Here is a 16129-nt window from a genome sequence, read left to right on the forward strand (position 1 = left end):
ACGCCACACCCGCCCATCACTACGCAACTCCAACCGCGGCGGCTCAGAATCGGGCGTTCCCACAGTGTCTTTCATCCATGTCTTCCGTCCGGTGCCTCCGGCACGCCAACCAAGCTGTCCCGGGTTACGAGTGCGAAGCCCACCACTTGTAGAGCTGATCGAGGGTCGGGCTCTGCGCCTTCCCGCCGACGATCGCATAAACCAGGGTCTGCTCGTTGGTCCACATCACCTGCGGGTCGGTGCCTTTATAGACGCCGCACGCGAGTTGACCCAGGATGGTATTCGGGTCCTGGGTGTGCCACCACGTGGCCGGTGATGACCTGTTCCCCGGGCAGTTCTGAATGGTGAAGGTAGTCAGGAATCCGCTGAACGCCTTCTTCACCGAGGCCAAGTCGGGGAACAGCCCGAAAGCCGACACCTTGGGGCCGTTGGCGTCGGTGTTCTGCCCGCAGGTCACTGAGACCAGGGCGCCCGCCATGGGCTTGCCGTCCTGTTTGCACGAACTCGCGGGGTAGCCCGGGGGCAGCAGTCCCATCAGCTTCGTCAGCGCACCCGGCGCGGCGGTGGTCGTCGGCACGGTCGTCCGAGTGGTGGTGGGCGTTGTGGTCCTGGTCGTTGTTCGGGTTGTGGTGGTCGGCCCGTCAGCGTGCGTGTTGTCGTCGTCCCTGGTGGCTGCCCAGATACCGATGCCACCCAGCAACAGGACCAGGACCAGCGCGGCCGCGCCGGCGATGACGGCCCAGTTGTTGCGGCGCGGGGGCGGTTGATTCCACGGCATCGGTGCGGGCAACGGTTGCGGCGCTCCCGGCGGACCGAACCCCGGACCACCGCCGCCCCAGCCCGGCGGTGGTCCTCCGGGTGCGGGCATGGGCCCACTGGGCTGCGCGATTGGTCCGCTGGGTGGCCTGATAGGTCCGCTGGGCGGCATGATGGGCCCGCTCGGCGGTCCGACGGGCCCGCTGGGTGGTCCGGCGGGGCCGGAGTTCGGAGCCCAAGTCTGAAAACCGGCCGGCCCAGGCCGGGCCGGGCCCGGCTGCGGAGTTCGCGCGGGCGCCGGTCTCATCGGGGCGTGGTAATTGGCCGGGCCTTCACGTTCGGTTTGCCGCGAACCGCCCGGCTGCAAAGGCGCCCGGTGCTCAATGGTTTTCGGCTCGACGAACGGCGCCGGCAACGGGTGTTCCTGGCTACGACGCACGATGTCGGCGACATGGTCGCGGTCGGGGTCGCTGAGCGCCGCCTGCGCTGCCTTCGCCAGTTCGCCGGCGCTGGCATAGCGATCTGCCGGCTTCTTGGCCATGCCGCGGGCGATCACCGCATCCAGAGCCCGCGGTATCCCCGGCGCCGCCGCGCTGGGTCGCGGGATCGGATTGATCATGTGAGCGCTGATCAGGACGCCGGCATTGTCGGACGGGTACGGCGCGCTGCCGGTCAGGCTCTCGTAGAGCACGCAGGCCAGCGAATAGATGTCGGCGCGAAAGGACACCTCGTCGTTGGTGAACCGTTCCGGTGCCATGTATTTCCAGGTGCCGACGGCGGTGCCCATCTGGGTGAGCTTCTCGTCGGAGTTCGCGCTGGCAATGCCGAAGTCGACCAGATAGGCGAAGTCGTCATGGGTGACCAGGATGTTCGGCGGTTTGACGTCACGATGCATCACGCCGACGGTGTGCGCGGCGTCCAGCGCCGAGGCGATCTGAGCGATGATCGCCACCGCCCGCGGCGGCGGCTGCGGACCGTACGTCGCGAGCAGGTTGTCGAGGTCACTGCCCTCGATGAGGCGCATCTCGAGGTACATCTGTCCGTCGATTTCGCCATAGTCGTGGATGGGCACCACGTGCGGTTCCTGCAACCGGCCCGCGATCCGGGCCTCGCGTTTCATCCGCTCGCGAAACACCGGATCCTTGCTGACGGACTCCGACATCAGTTTGACCGCGACTGTCCACCCCTTGACGGTGTGCTCGGCCTGATAGACCTCGCCCATCCCGCCTCGACCCAGCGGCCGGATGAGGTGATAGGGACCAAACATCTCCCCAGCACGCGAGCCTGACGCCTCGCCCATCGTTGCCCTCCCACCAACCGCAATCTCGCCGAGATTATCAACAACCGCAGCCACGCCGTGGGTTACGGCAATCACCGAATTCGGCAAATCGCGTCGTCAATCCGTCTCAGGTTGACGTTACGCAAACCGCTGATCGCAGGCTTGATCTCGCAACCCAGTGGGCGCAAACCTACGGGCCAGCCCGGTCAGCAATCGGCGAGTCGGGCTCGATCAGCCGTACTTGGCCCACCAGTTGTGCAAGTCGTCGATAGTGGCCGGGTCCCCGAACACGTCGCTGAGCATGAGCTTGCCCTCGTTGCTCCAGATCACGTTGGGGTGATCCTTATAGGTGCCGCAAGCGATCTGGCCCGCGGTCACCGTCGGGTCCTTGTCGTAGTGCCAGCCGTCCGGGGACGGGCCTTCGCCGGGGCAGTTCGCCAGATCCACCGCGGCGATGTCGTCACTGAAGGCCGACTTCAGCGCCGCGACGTTCGGAAACAGGCCGTAGATCGCGCGACTCGGTCCACCTTGGTTGGTGTTTTGCCCGCAGTCGACCATCGCGATGGTGCCGGTCCACACGCTGTTCGGTTTCGGCGTGGTTGCGGTGCACGTTCCGGAGGGGTAACCGGCCGGCAGCATCTGCAGGAGCTTGCTCTGCGGGTCGCCGGCCGGGGTCGTGGTCGCCGGCGAACCCTTGGTCGTGGTGTTGGGCTTCGTCGAGGTCGTGGACGACGCCAGCGACGACGAGGTGGTGTCGCTGCCCGCTTTCGGGGTGTCGTCACCCTTGGTGGCAATCCAGATACCGACCGCGGCGATCACTAGAACGACCACGACGGCCGCGGCGGCGGCCACGATGGGCCACGGATTGCGCTTCTTGGGAGACTGGGCGCCCTGGTTCCAGGGCGACGGACCGCCTGGCTGCTGGGGTGGGACGCCGCCGGGCGGCGTACCGCCCCAGTTGCCGCTCTGCAGGTACTGCGGTGCCTGCGTGGGCTGGCCCGAGGCCGGAATCGGGCCGCTTGCCGGGGCCCACGACGGTGTATTCGGGCGCTGCATCGGCCCGGAGCCGACCTGGTCGCCGTACGACGGCGGGGCAGAGTACTGCGGAGGCGGCGCGTTTGGCGGTTGGGTGCCGACGGGGAACGTCGGCTGCGGGGCAACCGCGGTGCCCGGCAGCGTCGATTCCCGACTGCGCCGCAGGATGTCCTCGAAGTGGTCTTGGTCGGGGTCGCTGAGCGCGTCGTGCGCCGCGCGCGCGAAGTCACCGGCGCTGGCGTAGCGGTCCTCGGGCTTCTTGGCCATGCCGCGTGCGATGACGGTGTCAAAACCCTTGGGGATGCCGGCGCGCTGCGCGCTTACCTGCGGGATCGGGTCCATCAAATGTGCGGTCACCAGCGTGGTCGCGCTGTCAGCGCGATATGGCGGAGCGCCCGTCAGGCACTCGTAGAGCACGCAGGCCAACGCGTAGATGTCGGCGCGGTAGGTGACCTCGTCGTTGGAGAACCGTTCTGGCGCCATGTATTTCCAGGTTCCGACGGCGGTACCCAGCTGGGTCAGCTTCTCGTCGGTGGTGGCGCTGGCGATGCCGAAGTCGACCAGGTAGGCGAAATCCTCGCGGGTCACCAGGACGTTCGGCGGTTTGACGTCGCGGTGCATGACGCCCGCGGCGTGGGCCGCGTCCAGCGCCGACGCGATCTGGTTGATGATGGCGACGGAGCGCGGCGGCGTCAGCGGTCCGAAACGCTTGAGAACGCTATCCAGGTCGGTGCCCTCGATCATGCGCATCTCGAGGTACATCTGCCCGTCGATCTCGCCGTAGTCGTGGATGGGCACCACGTGGGGCTCTTGGAGGCGTCCGGCGATGCGGGCTTCGCGCTTCATCCGCTCCCGGAAGACCGCATCCTTGCTGAACTCGGCGGTCATCAGCTTGACGGCAACCGTCCACTCCTTGACGGTGTGCTCGGCCTCGTAGACCTCGCCCATCCCGCCCCGGCCCAGCAACCGCTTTAGGTGGTACGGCCCGAACATCGACCCCACCCGCGAGTCTGGTGCCTCGCTCATCGTTGCTCCTCCTCAACCGACCCGAATCCCGCCGACCTTATCAACAGCCTCCGGATATCGCATTGAGCGCAACCACCGGGTTAAGCAGTCATGACGGTAACCGGGCCGGTAGGCCCCTGCCAATAACACTGCCGATAACTTCCGAAACCCCGGTCACGCAACACCACGACATCTCGTTGTGCAGTTGACCGTACCGGTTTGCTCGGACAAGCCCGGGCCACGCCGCTTCCGGTGGCCGAATCCAGCTCAAAAGCGTTGCACGACTGCACAACCGGCCGCAATCGCGAGAGCGTCGCCTCAGGCGTGTGTGTGCGAGGCGATCCGGAAGGTGAATTCGTGGTCGCAGATCCGGATGTTGTCGCCGTCGCTGATCGTGGCCGCGGCGCGAATCCGCTGGTGACGCACATGTACACCGTTCGACGACTTGAGGTCGTTGATGATGTAGTTGGTGCCGGTATCGATGATGACCGCGTGGTGGCGGCTGACATTCGCGCTGTCCAGGACGATGTCGTTGTCGCTGAGACGGCCGATCCGGGTGGCCGCCGAGCGCAGCGGGTAGTCGATGCTCGTCGCGACGTCGTGCAGGTAGGCGACGACTTTCTGGCTGGCGGCCATGGTGCGCTGATCGAGCACCGTGATGGTGCCGGCGGCGGTGACCTTGGCGTTCTGTTTGGCGTCCATCGGCTCCTGGCGCAGGATCCGCTCGTTCAGCGCGCGTAGGGTCGGGCCCGGGTCGATGCCCAAATCGTCGGCGAGCGTTGCCTTCACCCGGCGAAATGCGTTCAGCGCATCCGACTGACGGTCGCTGATGTAGTAGGCGGTGATCAACTGGGCCCATAACGGCTCCCGGTAGGGGTGCTCGACGGTCAGCGACTCGAGCTCGGTGATCACCGACGACGCCCGCCCGCATGCGATCTCGGCTTCGGCCTTCGCGGTGTGCGCGATGATCTTGTCTTCGACCAGGGCGGTGGCGAACGCCTCGACGAACTGAAAGTCGCGTAGGTCGTCGAGCACCGGCCCGCGCCATTCGTTCAGCGCCGCCGACAAGTGCCGGCTGGCTTCTTCGAACCGGCCGGCTGCCGCGGCGTGCACCCCCGCTGTCTTCTCGACGATGAAGCGGCCCAGATCACAGGTGTTCTCCGGGATGGTCAGCCGGTAGCCCGGAGGAGCTGCGGCCAACACCACGCGGGGATCGGCCCCGGCGCCGCCGACCAGCTTGCGCAGGTTGGATACGTAGGAGTGGATGCTCGCCCGCGCTCCTGACGGCGGCCACTCCTCCCAGAGGGCGGTGATCAGTGCGTCCACCCCGACCGGCCGGTTCCGGTTGATGACCAGCATGGCCAGTACCGCCCGCTGCTTGGGGGTGCCCAACGGCACCATGGCGCCGTCGATGTTCATCTCAAGCGGTCCGAGCACACCGAACTCGAGGTGTTTGTCCTCCATCGCGCTACCAGCCATTCCGGATCTTCCGATGCCTGCTTAGTTGCGGATGCGCCAGTGCGGCGCCATTCCTCGTCATTGTGTCGTCACTAGTTTCGGCGATCCTTGAGGATCTTGTCACTAGGGGGTCCTGTCCTGTGCGGTCTTTGCCATTCTGGGCCATTGCGGCGTCTAGATCGTGGACGTTCGCTCAACCCGCATCGCTTACGTCGCGGGTGCTGCGTCCTCGCGGTGTCGACCCTCGCGAATTGTGTTGGCTTTGCGGCGAATCCGTGTCGTCGGTCGGTGGCGCCGGTGACCACCTGAGAAATCTGCTACACGAATTGCGTTAGTGCGCATAGAGATAAATGGGAACGGGCAGCCACCCGGTGGTCCGGATGGCTGCCCGCCTTTGGTGGTGGCGCTAGATCACTTGTGGGTCTCTTGGGTGACGGTCATGAAGTTGTGGCCGGTGGCCCAGGCCTTGACGAAGACGGCCATCGGGATCTGCTCGTCGCGACCGTTGGGGCTGCCGCTGTCGTTGAGGTGCACGATGCCCTTGGCGGTGTCGACCCCGGTCACCACCACCGCGTGGTCGGCGTGCGGCTTGCCGTCACTGCCGTTCTCGACGGGCTGGTTCCAGATCATCTCGGCGTTGAGTCCGACGATGACGGCGTGGCCGCTGCCGAGGTACTGCTCGAGGCCCTCCATGCTGGCGGCCTTTCCGGCCTTGCCTGCTGTGTCGGCGTCGAAGCTGGTCGCGTGAATTCCGTAGTGCGCCAACAAGGTCGGCAGGTCGCCCGGGTTGGTGCCCATGCCCGAGTTCGGGTCGCTCTTGTCAGTGGGCTTGAGGTAGATCGAACCCGGGTGCACGACGCTGGGGGTGTTCTGGGCGACCTTGATGATGGACCGCTCGGAGGGGGATTTGCCGGTGATCTGGCCCACCACGTCGGCGCTGGACATGATGGCGCAGTCGTCGTATTTCTGGTGGACCCAGTACTTGGCCGCTGCGGTCGGGTCGCCGTACATGGAGCCCGTGCCGGCCTCGGCCGGGCTGGCCAAGCTCAACCCTATGGCGGCTGATGCCGCCGTAGCGGCGGTGGCGAAGAGGGCGGTCTTGGCGATCTGGGCGAATTTGAAGGTCTTCATGGTCGGGTCCTTGTCTCGTTTGGCTCTGCATCCGCTGGATGCGGTTGGCTTGTTGAGACAAGATTCCGATGGTGGCCTTTTTGTTATCTGTATGAATCCTTGGAGTGATCAGACTCGCCTTATTGACGCGACAAAACCCGAGCTCAAGGCGATATTTTGGCTGCGATCGGATCAGGCCGATCGGCTCAGTTGCAGGCCCAGGTGTCGATGTAACCTCCGCTGAGCTTGCTCAAAGCGTCCTTCATCGCAGCGCTCAGGTCGGGGCCGACGCCACCCTTGTATTCCTTGTCCTTGGCCGCGACGGCGCCGCATGCGGTGAAGGTGGTCAGCACCTTGCAGTCGGAAAGGCCGCAGGACTTTATGGCGGTGGCCTCGGCGGCCGCCTTCGTCGGGTAGGCATGCGACCTGCCCCACGAACCGGTGGAGGAGTAGGCAATCGCACCATAGGAATCGGCGGCCGCTGCGTTGGGAGCCAGCGCGACTGTCACTGCGGCGGCGGTAGCCACGCGGGCGACAGCGACCGCGAACCGCCGCAGGCGGGTGGTCATCGTCGTCATGGGGGAGTTCCTTTCGATGGCCGGCGCTAGACGGGCTTGGTCGCGGTGACTTGCTTGCCCCAGTCGGACATGGTCAGCGTCACCGAAGTGTTTGGGGTGGGCGCGATCTGGATCTGAACCAGGTGCGAAGACCCGTCCGAGGCCGTCCAGACGGTCGTCGGCACTGTCGAGATGCTCTCATCGGTGACGCGGGTGCCGGCCAGCGTCGCAATGTCGCTGGCAGACGAGTTTCCGGTGATCTTGGTGGTAGCGACGCCGTTGATCTGCGCAGAGCCGGCCACCGCACCGTTCTTGAGATTGGTCAACAGGTTGGCCAGGCCTTTATCGGAATCCAGCACCACTGACACGTTGTAAATCGAGGCACCGCTGCCGAAATCGGTGAATGCGCCGGGTTGTCCCAGATCGGCGTAGAGATGACCGTCGACGAAGACGAACTTCGCTTCCTCGCTGTTGCTGCCGACCAGGACCATCGCGACGCCGGTGGCGACCGTCTGCGGGTTGTTGGAGATATCGCCCTCGAGTTTGGTCACTCGCATGTTCGGCACGTCACCTTGCACCGCGACATTCAAATGCAGGCCGGTTACTTTGCGCATGACTTCGGCAGCCTGCTTGAGCAACGTTGCCGCCTCGCCGTTGGTGGCGGCGGCGGAACTCCCGGGTGCCCTAGCGCCGTCGGACCCGCGAGCGCCGCACCCGCCGACCGCGAGCACGACCGCGAGCCCGACAGCCGCGATCGCGGCAAATTGCCGCGGGCAGGCGCGAGGCAGAGGCTTCATCGACATCTCCTAATGTTGGCCCACAGCTGTGTCCTGCATAGCCACCGCCGTGTAGGACAGTCAACAGCCGCCCCCGAGCATAGTGAGCAGGGGGGTTGGCCAGGCCCAATCCGCTTGTTTCGCAAGATGTTTTGGCGCGCCGATCATGTGAGAATTATTTGAGAATGCAATGTGCGGTCCAGACCTGACGGGCCAGGGCGATGTCACGCCCGAGTCATCTCGTAGTACGCGCCGCGACGGGCCAGCAGTTCTGCGTGGCTGCCTTGTTCGACGATCCTGCCGTCCTCGACGACTACGATGCGATCAGCATCCCGGATTGTTGAAAGTCGGTGCGCGATAATGAAACTCGTTCGATCACGGCGCAGCTCGCGGGTCGCTCGCGCAATGAGTAGCTCGGTGCGGGTATCCACCGAACTGGTCGCCTCGTCCAGGATCAACAGCTGTGGGCGGGCAAGGAAGGCGCGGGCAATCGTAATCAGCTGTTTCTCGCCGACGCTGACTTTGCCGCCGTCGCCGCTGATCGGGGTCTGATAGCCGGCGGGCAGCGTGTGCACGAATCGGTCGACGTAGGCAGCCTTCGCGGCCGCCACGATTTCTGCCGGGCTCGCCTCGGGCCGTCCGTAGGCGATGTTCTCTTCGATGGTGCCGTCGAACAGCCAGGTGTCCTGCAGCACCATGCCGATGCGCGAACGTAACGCCTGCCGGTCCAACGTGGCGATGTCTGCCCCGTCGATCAGGATGCGGCCCATGTCGACGTCGTAAAACCGCATCAGCAGGTTCACCAGGGTGGTCTTGCCGGCACCGGTCGGCCCCACGATCGCCACCGTGCTGCCGGGCTCGGCCACCAGCGAGAGGTCATGAATCACCGGGTGACCCGGGTGGTAGCCGAAGCTGACGTGCTCGAACTCGACCCGTCCGGGTCGGTCGGGATCAGCCGGGCGGGCCGGGGCCGGTGCGGGGTTGGGGGACTCCTCTGGTTCGTCGAGCAGATCGAACACCCGCTCGGCGCTGGCAACTCCGGACTGCAGAGTGTTGTACATCCCGGCCACCTGGCCCACCGGGGTGTTGAACTGACGGACGTATTGGATGAACGCCTGGATGCTGCCGAGCGTGATCTGCCCGGCGGCTATCTGCAGACCGCCGACCACGGCAACCGCAACGTAGCCGAGGTTGCCGATGAATCCGGTCGCCGGACCCACCAGGCCGGAGAAGAACTGGGCGCCGAAGCTGGCTTGATAGACGTCGTCATTGAGCTGGTGGAACTGCTCTCGTGCGGCCGCCTGGTGGCCGAATGTCTTGACCACCGTGAAGCCGCTGTAGGTCTCTTCGATGTGGGCGTTGAGCCGCCCGGTGCTGGTCCAGTGCGCCATGAACAACCGTTTGGAGCGCCGGGTGATCGCCCGGGTCGCCAGCAGCGACAGCGGCACGGTCAGCACCGTGATGAGTGCCAATGGCAGCGAGATCCACAACATCATGGCCAGCACGGTGATCACCGTCAGCACCGCCGTCACCAACTGGCTGATGGTCATGGACAGCGATGACTGCATGTTGTCGATGTCGTTGGTGACGCGGCTGAGCAGTTCGCCGCGCTGGTGCCGATCGAAGTAGCGCAGCGGAAGCCGGTGCAGTTTGTCCTCGACATCGGAGCGCAGCTTGGTGATGGTCTTCTGCACGGTCTTGTTGAGCAGCCGTGCTTGACCCCAAAGAAGCAGGGCGGCAACCAGATACAAGGCGAAGGCGAGCGTCAACGTGCGCGCCACGGCGCCGAAGTCCACTCCCTGTCCCGGCACCACGTTGGTTCCTGACAGCAGGTCGGCGAACGCGGTGTCGCCACGGGCGCGGGCTGCCGCGACGGCCTGTGCCTTGGTGATGCCCGCCGGCAACCGTCGTCCGATCACGCCGTTGAACAGCAGATCGGTTGCGTGCCCGAGGATCCGCGGCACGGCGACCCCGACACTGGTGCCGACGATGCCCAGTGAGATGACGGCAACGGCCAGTCCCCGGTGCGGCGCCAGTCGTCGCACCAGACGACGCGCCGATCCCCAGAAGTCGCGCGACCGCATGTTGGGTGGCGCGATCGCCGCGCCGCGTGGCCGGGCGCCCATCGGTGCGCTCATTGGGCACCCCCGACTCCGGCGCTCACCGATTGGGACGCGGCGAACTCGGCATAGGTGGGGCAGTCGACCAAAAGGAAAGCGTGGCTGCCGACACCGACGATTCGCCCGTTGTCGACGACGATCACCTCGTCGGCTTGTGATGCAGTCGAAATCCTTTGTGTCACAACAATAATAGTGGATTCACCGGCCGACTCGCGCAGTGCGCGGCGCACCCGTACCTCGGTGTGCACGTCGAGCGCGGAGAACGCGTCGTCGAACAGATAAATGGCCGGCCGGCGGATGACCGCTCGCGCGATCGCCAGTCGTTGCCGCTGGCCACCGGAGAAATTGATCCCACCTTGGGCGACGCGCATCTGCAGCCCGTGTGGTCGTACGAAGTCCTCGGCAGCGGCGACGCGAAGCGCTTCCCACATTTCTTCATCTGTCACTGTCTGCCCTGGGCACGCGCCGTAGCGCAAGTTGTCGGCGACGGTACCGGTGAAGAGATAGCCGCGCTGGGGTACCAGACCGACCGCCGACCACAGTCGTTCGGTGTGATAGTCGCGGACGTCGACGCCATCGACGATGACGGTGCCGCCCGTGACGTCGTACAAGCGGCAGATCAATGACACCAGCGTTGACTTGCCCGAGCCGGTACTACCGACGATCGCGGTGGTGGTGCCAGGCAGGGCCGTCAACGAAATGTCCTGCAGGACGGGACAATCAGCTCCCGGATAGGTGAATTCCACGCCGTTGAGGCGGACGATGCCGGTGATGCCCTGCGGCGGAAACTGGGGCTGCGGTGGGCTGTCGATGGCAGTGCGGGTCGAGAGCACCTCGGTGATGCGCTCGGCGCACACCGACGCCCGTGGCAGGACGACGAGCGTCATCGTCGCCATCAACACCGCCATCAGAATCTGGGCGAAATAGGACAGGAAGGCGATCAGCGAACCCACCTGCATCTGGCCGTCATCGATGCGGACACCGCCGTACCAGATCAGAGCGACACTCGACAGGTTGATGGTCAACGTGGTCGCCGGCAGCATCAGGGCCTGCCAGTTTCCCGCGCCCAGTGCGGCATCCGACAGGGCCATGTTGGCCTTGGCGAATCTGTCCTGCTCAAAGCGTTCGCGGGTGAATGCCCGGACCACCCGCACGCCGGAGAGTTGGTCGCGCAGCACCCGGTTGATGCCGTCGATTAGGCGCTGCATGCTGCGGAACAGCGGCAGCATGTGCGAGACGATCCAGTAATTGGCCAACGCCATCACCGGGACGCTGACCAGCAGGAGCCAGGTCAGCGCGGCCTCCTGATGGATGGCCATGATGACACCGCCGACGCACATGATCGGCGCTGTGACCAGGACGGTGGCTGTCGTTTGCACCAGGAACACGATCTGACGCACGTCGTTGGTGCTGCGCGTGAGCAACGTCGCGGCGCCGAACCGCGCCGTTTCCTGCTCGGAGAACGTGATGACATGGTCGAACATCGCTGCGCGCAGGTCGCGGCCGAAACCGGTCCCGGTCCGCGAGCCCAGGTAGGTCGCCCCGACTGCGCACAACACTTGTAAGCCGGTGACCGCCAGCATGACCAGGCCCAGCCTGACGATGGTCGCCGTGTTGCCCGTTGAAACACCGTCGTCGATGATCGCCGCATTGACCGTGGGTAGGTAGAGCGACGCCAGGGTGCTGACCGACTGCAGCACCATCAGCACCGTGACCAGTCGGCGGTACGGCCGGATGTACTGGCGCAGCAGTGCCAGGAGCATTGGGTTACTGTCGCACATCAGATCGGCCACACCGGATCGACATGAGGCGCACCACCAACGAGCAGGTCGGCACCTAGGCCGTGCCTGATCAGGGGGATGAAATGCCTGATCAGGTGGCGTGTCGGTGGTTGACGTGCGGGGCGACGGCTACAGTGCATCGTGTGGAGCGGCAGCAGCCTCAGAAATGGGCAGGTAGTAGTGCGGCGTAATTCGGCTGTGCGGGTCTTGACGCGAGCCTCGGCGGTATTGGCTTTGATGGCTCTGGTCTTTGGGCTCGCCGGCTGCGGCGGTTCGGGCGACAACAACTCCGGCGGTGGGACCGTCCCGTCGAGCGCGGGCAACGCGGAGGGCAAGCACGGCCCGTTCTTTCCGCAATGCGGCGGCGTCAGCGACGAGACGGTGACGGGGCTGACCAAGGTCTCAGGGCTTATCAACACCGCCAAGAATTCTGTGGGCTGCCAGTGGCTGGCCGGCGGAGGTATCTCTGGTCCGCACTTCTCCTTCTCTTGGTACCGCGGCAGCCCGATCGGGCGGGAACGCAAGACCGAGGAACTGTCGCGTGCGAGTGTCGAGGACATCAACATCAACGGCCACGGCGGTTTCATCGCCGTCGGCAACGAGCCCAGCCTGGGCGACTCGCTGTGCGAGGTCGGAATTCAGTTTCAGGATGACTTCATCGAGTGGTCGGTGAGCTTCAGTCAGAAGCCCTTCCCATCGGCGTGCGACATCGCCAAGGAACTGACCCGGCAGTCGATTGCGAACTCGAAATGAGCATTGGGATGCGTCGTGAAAGCAGGCGCGGCAGAAGCGTTTTGACCGTCGCTGCGGCGTTACTCGCCGTGCTGGTGATGTTGACCGGGTGTTCGAAGTCGGTTGCCGGCACGCCGGTCCGGGCCGGTGGGGCCGGTGTCCCGCGCAACGACAACTCCCAGCGGCAGTACCCGAACCTGCTCAAAGAGTGCGAGGTGCTGACCACCGACATCTTGGCCAAGACGGTAGGTGCTGACCCGCTGGACATTCAGAGCACCTTCGTCGGCGCGATCTGCCGGTGGCAGGCAGCCAACCCGGCCGGGTTGATCGACATCACCCGGTTCTGGTTCGAACAGGGCAGTTTGAGCAACGAGCGCAAGGTTGCCGAGAATCTGAAGTATCAGGTCGAGACCCGCTCGATCCAGGGCATCGACTCGATCGTGATGCGACCCAACGATCCCAATGGCGCGTGCGGTGTAGCCAGCGACGCGGCCGGAGTGGTCGGCTGGTGGGTCAACCCCCAGGCACCCGGGATCGATGCATGCAGTCAGGCGATCAAGCTGATGGAGCTGACGCTCGCGACGAACGCGTAGTCGCGGCCATCTAGCCTGATCGCTAACGCGGGACGTGGAACTCCGCCAGTCGCGCACGGCCGGGTTCCAACTCAGCCCAGCTGCCAGGAACCTGCAGCACGGCGATCGCCGAGGTGGGGTATTTGTCGGAGATCCTCTGCGCCGCATCAATATTGCTGTCATCCGGGTCCGCGAGTATCAGAGCCAGCGAGGACGTCGTCGGTTCGTGCCCGATCACCAGCACTGTGCTGACCTCGTCGTCGACCTTATTGATCTCCTCGAGCACCGCTCCGGGAGCTGCCCCGTACAGCCGCGCGACGTAGCGCACCGGCGCGTCGATCTCGGTGCACGCCAGGGTCTCTCGGGTGCGGGTCGCGGTCGAGCACAGCACCGCGTCGACCGCCGGCACATTGTTGTGCAGCCAGTCGCCGGCCAGGCCGGCTTCTCGGCGACCGCGCGACGCCAGCGGCCGATCGTGGTCGGCCACCCCACTCGGGTACGCGGACTTGCCGTGCCGCATCAGCACAAGAGTGCGGTGTCGCTGTTCCATCCGACACACGTTAGCCACCCCGGAATCGGCGCCGCCACGGGTGCGTCCCTCTCATGGATCAGGTTTGTCAGGCGGCCTGTCTCAGGCCCAGCAAGTCGCCGAGGCGGTCGATGCCGTCTTCGAAGTTGGCCACCGCCGGGAATAAGACTGGCGCGGTTGGGAATTGGACAGCCTCAGCCCCGAACGGGCTGCCCGCGGGCAGGAACGGGTTGAATATCGGCGGAAGAATCTGGTTCCCGGTCACGCCGGTCATCCGGACGATGATCTGCGCAGGGATATTCAGCGACTGGTAAACGGCGGCGCCGACGTATGAGACCGGTACCTGCAAGACGCCTGGCACCGCATCGACGACGCTCTGTATCGGGTCGAAGACAAAGTAGGGAATCGAAGCCGCTACCGTGCGCACCTGCAGGGCCACGTTGACCGGAATGTCGGGGAAACCCTGTGCAGCGAAGTCGGCGGCGACCGCGCTGTAGAGATTGGCACCGGGGTTGACGTAGGTGCCGTCGAACACCGGAGACGTCAGGGGCGCACCTTGCATGTAGGCCGGCGTCGGAAGGTGGAATGCGTCCAGAATCGTCGGCGTCGTACTGACGATCTGCCACGAGTTGTTGATCCACCCGTCGTGGACATTGTTGCCGGCCTGATCCCACATGAGGAACGTCGCCGTCTCCAGCGGTGTTTGGAAGCCGTGACCCCGGTTGAACTGGTTTTCATTGATGTGACCGTGGTCGGTGACTATCAGCGTGTTGAATTCCTTGCCAGGGTTTGCCAGTTCCCAGTTGGATACCGCTCCCAGAACGCCAGTACCAGTATTGGGGTTCATGCCATCGCCGTAGTGGCCGAGGTTGGCGTCCATATTGCGCAGGGCCGCGGCGTATTCCGGGGAACCGCCACCGTAGGCATGCCCCATTTCGTCGACGCCAACGAAATACGAGAAGATCAGATTGCCTTTGGTCGGGTCTGCGTTCGCAATAGCCGTTTGCGTCGTTGTGCCGACCAGGTTTTGCGACGCTGCCCAGTAGGGGTCAGTGGCGGCGTCATGCCCGATGAAGATGATGTTGTCCGCATGGTGCGCGCCGGCGCCGGCGATATCGGTGATGACGGGCCAGTTGGCGATGACCGTCGTGTTGATCTGGTCGCCATAGGCGCCCTCGAGCTGGTTGTACACAGTCGGCCAGTTGTCGTACGTCCACGGGGTGAAGACGTTGTTGGTCACGCCGGCGGTCTCGCTCCACACACCCGTTTGCATGGTGGTCCATGAGGGGTTGGAGACCGAGGTGTGCCCGACGATCGTCGAGGCGGAGGTGGTGCTTTGCGTCATGAATAGGTGGAAGTTCGGTGTGCCGGCGGGGTCGGCCAGGATTCTGCTCAGGTTGGTGCCGTCGGTGCCGATCAGCAGGAAGTTCGCGTCTGGTGTACCCAAGGCGTAGGCGGCGGCCTGTTGTTGAGTCGCGAACATCACTGGCAAGAAATTTCCGGTTGCGCCATTAGCGCCCGGGGTGCCGAGCAAGAACGGAGTGCCGCCGAGGCCACCGGCCCCGCCCGCGATGGTTCCGCCGCCGTACAGGTTGCCGCCGAGTCCTCCGGTGCCGCCGGCGCCGCCGTTGCCGAAGAACAAGCCGCCCGTGCCGCCGCTGCCGCCGGCGCCGCCTCGAAGACCGCCGTGGCCACCGAGGCCACCATTACCGAAGAATCCGGCATTGCCGCCACGTCCTCCGGCTTGACCTGGCGTACCCATCCCGCCGGCGCCGCCATTGCCGTACAGAATCCCGCCGTCTCCACCCCTTTGCCCGGTGCCGTCGACGCCATTGGCCCCGTCGCCGATCAGCGGACGGCCCAGCAGCAGGTTTGTGGGTGCATTGATCACACCCAGAAAGCCGTCGAGCACGCCCTGCAACGAGGGGACACTTGTCGCCTCCGCGGCGGCGTACGCGCTGCCGGCCCCGCTCAACGTCAACACAAATTGCTCATGGAACGCTTCCGCCTGCGCACTGACCGCCTGATACGCCTCAGCGTGCCCCGAGAACAGCGAAGCGATCGCCGTCGATACTTCGTCGGCAGCGGCGGACACCAATGTGCTGGTCGGAGCAAACGCTGCCAGGTTAGCCGCCCACAGCGAGGAGCCGATCCCTGACGCTTCTGCCGCGGCCGTGGCTAACAGGTTTGGTGCGGCGATTACGTACGACATGGTTGGTCCTCCACCCGGTAACGTCTTTGTCCTTGGCAAATGTGGCGCTGCTCATAATTGCATGATTTCGTCGCCCTGAGTTCACATTCCGAAGCCAACTGCGAAGAGGCATCAAGTCAACGCCGACCGCTTCCGCCGCGCCCGGGCCAGAGTGACGCGAGTGATTATCGTGACGGAGCTCCCGTCCGACCTGCGATTCCCAGCGGG

At 65.0% G+C, this 16129-nt stretch carries 12 protein-coding genes; 2 read left to right on the forward strand and 10 right to left on the reverse strand.

The window, feature by feature from the left end:
- Positions 1 to 124 precede the first annotated feature (124 nt).
- From ACZY1I_RS28985 to ACZY1I_RS29020, 8 genes are all read right to left on the reverse strand, one after another.
- Positions 125 to 2056, reverse strand: coding sequence for a serine/threonine-protein kinase (locus tag ACZY1I_RS28985; RefSeq protein ID WP_463760776.1), 1932 nt, complete (start codon positions 2054 to 2056; stop codon positions 125 to 127).
- A gap of 210 nt (positions 2057 to 2266) precedes the next feature.
- Positions 2267 to 4096, reverse strand: a complete 1830-nt coding sequence (locus ACZY1I_RS28990; protein WP_463760779.1) for a serine/threonine-protein kinase — start codon at positions 4094 to 4096, stop codon at positions 2267 to 2269.
- Between the two features lie 297 nt (positions 4097 to 4393).
- The gene (embR, locus tag ACZY1I_RS28995; RefSeq protein ID WP_463760782.1) at positions 4394 to 5554 is read right to left on the reverse strand and encodes an ATPase/transcriptional regulator EmbR; all 1161 of its coding nucleotides are present in this window, start codon (positions 5552 to 5554) and stop codon (positions 4394 to 4396) included.
- 390 nt (positions 5555 to 5944) lie between these two features.
- A complete protein-coding gene (locus tag ACZY1I_RS29000; RefSeq protein WP_463760784.1) occupies positions 5945 to 6664 on the reverse strand; it encodes a C39 family peptidase in 720 nt (239 codons plus the stop codon).
- 185 nt (positions 6665 to 6849) lie between these two features.
- A complete protein-coding gene (locus tag ACZY1I_RS29005) occupies positions 6850 to 7221 on the reverse strand; it encodes a DUF4189 domain-containing protein (RefSeq protein ID WP_463760787.1) in 372 nt (123 codons plus the stop codon).
- 26 nt (positions 7222 to 7247) lie between these two features.
- Positions 7248 to 7997, reverse strand: a complete 750-nt coding sequence (locus ACZY1I_RS29010; protein WP_463760790.1) for an LppX_LprAFG lipoprotein — start codon at positions 7995 to 7997, stop codon at positions 7248 to 7250.
- A 203-nt stretch (positions 7998 to 8200) separates the two neighbouring features.
- A complete protein-coding gene (locus tag ACZY1I_RS29015) occupies positions 8201 to 10114 on the reverse strand; it encodes an ABC transporter ATP-binding protein (RefSeq protein WP_463760792.1) in 1914 nt (637 codons plus the stop codon).
- Entirely contained in the window at positions 10111 to 11859 is a 1749-nt protein-coding gene (locus ACZY1I_RS29020; protein ID WP_463760794.1) for an ABC transporter ATP-binding protein, read from the reverse strand. The genes ACZY1I_RS29015 and ACZY1I_RS29020 overlap by 4 nt, the downstream gene beginning before the upstream one ends.
- 198 nt (positions 11860 to 12057) lie before the next feature.
- Between ACZY1I_RS29020 and ACZY1I_RS29025 the strand changes: the two genes are divergently transcribed.
- Both ACZY1I_RS29025 and ACZY1I_RS29030 read left to right on the forward strand, forming a co-directional pair.
- Complete coding sequence (locus tag ACZY1I_RS29025) at positions 12058 to 12630, forward strand: DUF3558 domain-containing protein (protein WP_463760798.1); 573 nt, start codon at positions 12058 to 12060, stop codon at positions 12628 to 12630.
- Positions 12631 to 12638: 8 nt separating this feature from the next.
- Positions 12639 to 13202: a DUF3558 domain-containing protein gene (locus ACZY1I_RS29030; protein ID WP_463761008.1), complete on the forward strand. Its 564-nt coding sequence runs from the start codon at positions 12639 to 12641 to the stop codon at positions 13200 to 13202.
- A 22-nt stretch (positions 13203 to 13224) separates the two neighbouring features.
- Here the strand turns inward: ACZY1I_RS29030 and ACZY1I_RS29035 are convergent, their stop codons facing one another.
- Together ACZY1I_RS29035 and ACZY1I_RS29040 are read right to left on the reverse strand one after the other, a co-directional pair.
- Entirely contained in the window at positions 13225 to 13731 is a 507-nt protein-coding gene (locus tag ACZY1I_RS29035; protein ID WP_463760800.1) for a SixA phosphatase family protein, read from the reverse strand.
- A 67-nt stretch (positions 13732 to 13798) separates the two neighbouring features.
- The gene (locus ACZY1I_RS29040) at positions 13799 to 15922 is read right to left on the reverse strand and encodes a PE domain-containing protein (protein WP_463760804.1); all 2124 of its coding nucleotides are present in this window, start codon (positions 15920 to 15922) and stop codon (positions 13799 to 13801) included.
- Positions 15923 to 16129: the final 207 nt, after the last annotated feature.

Source organism: Mycobacterium sp. IDUB_37 (assembly GCF_055419245.1).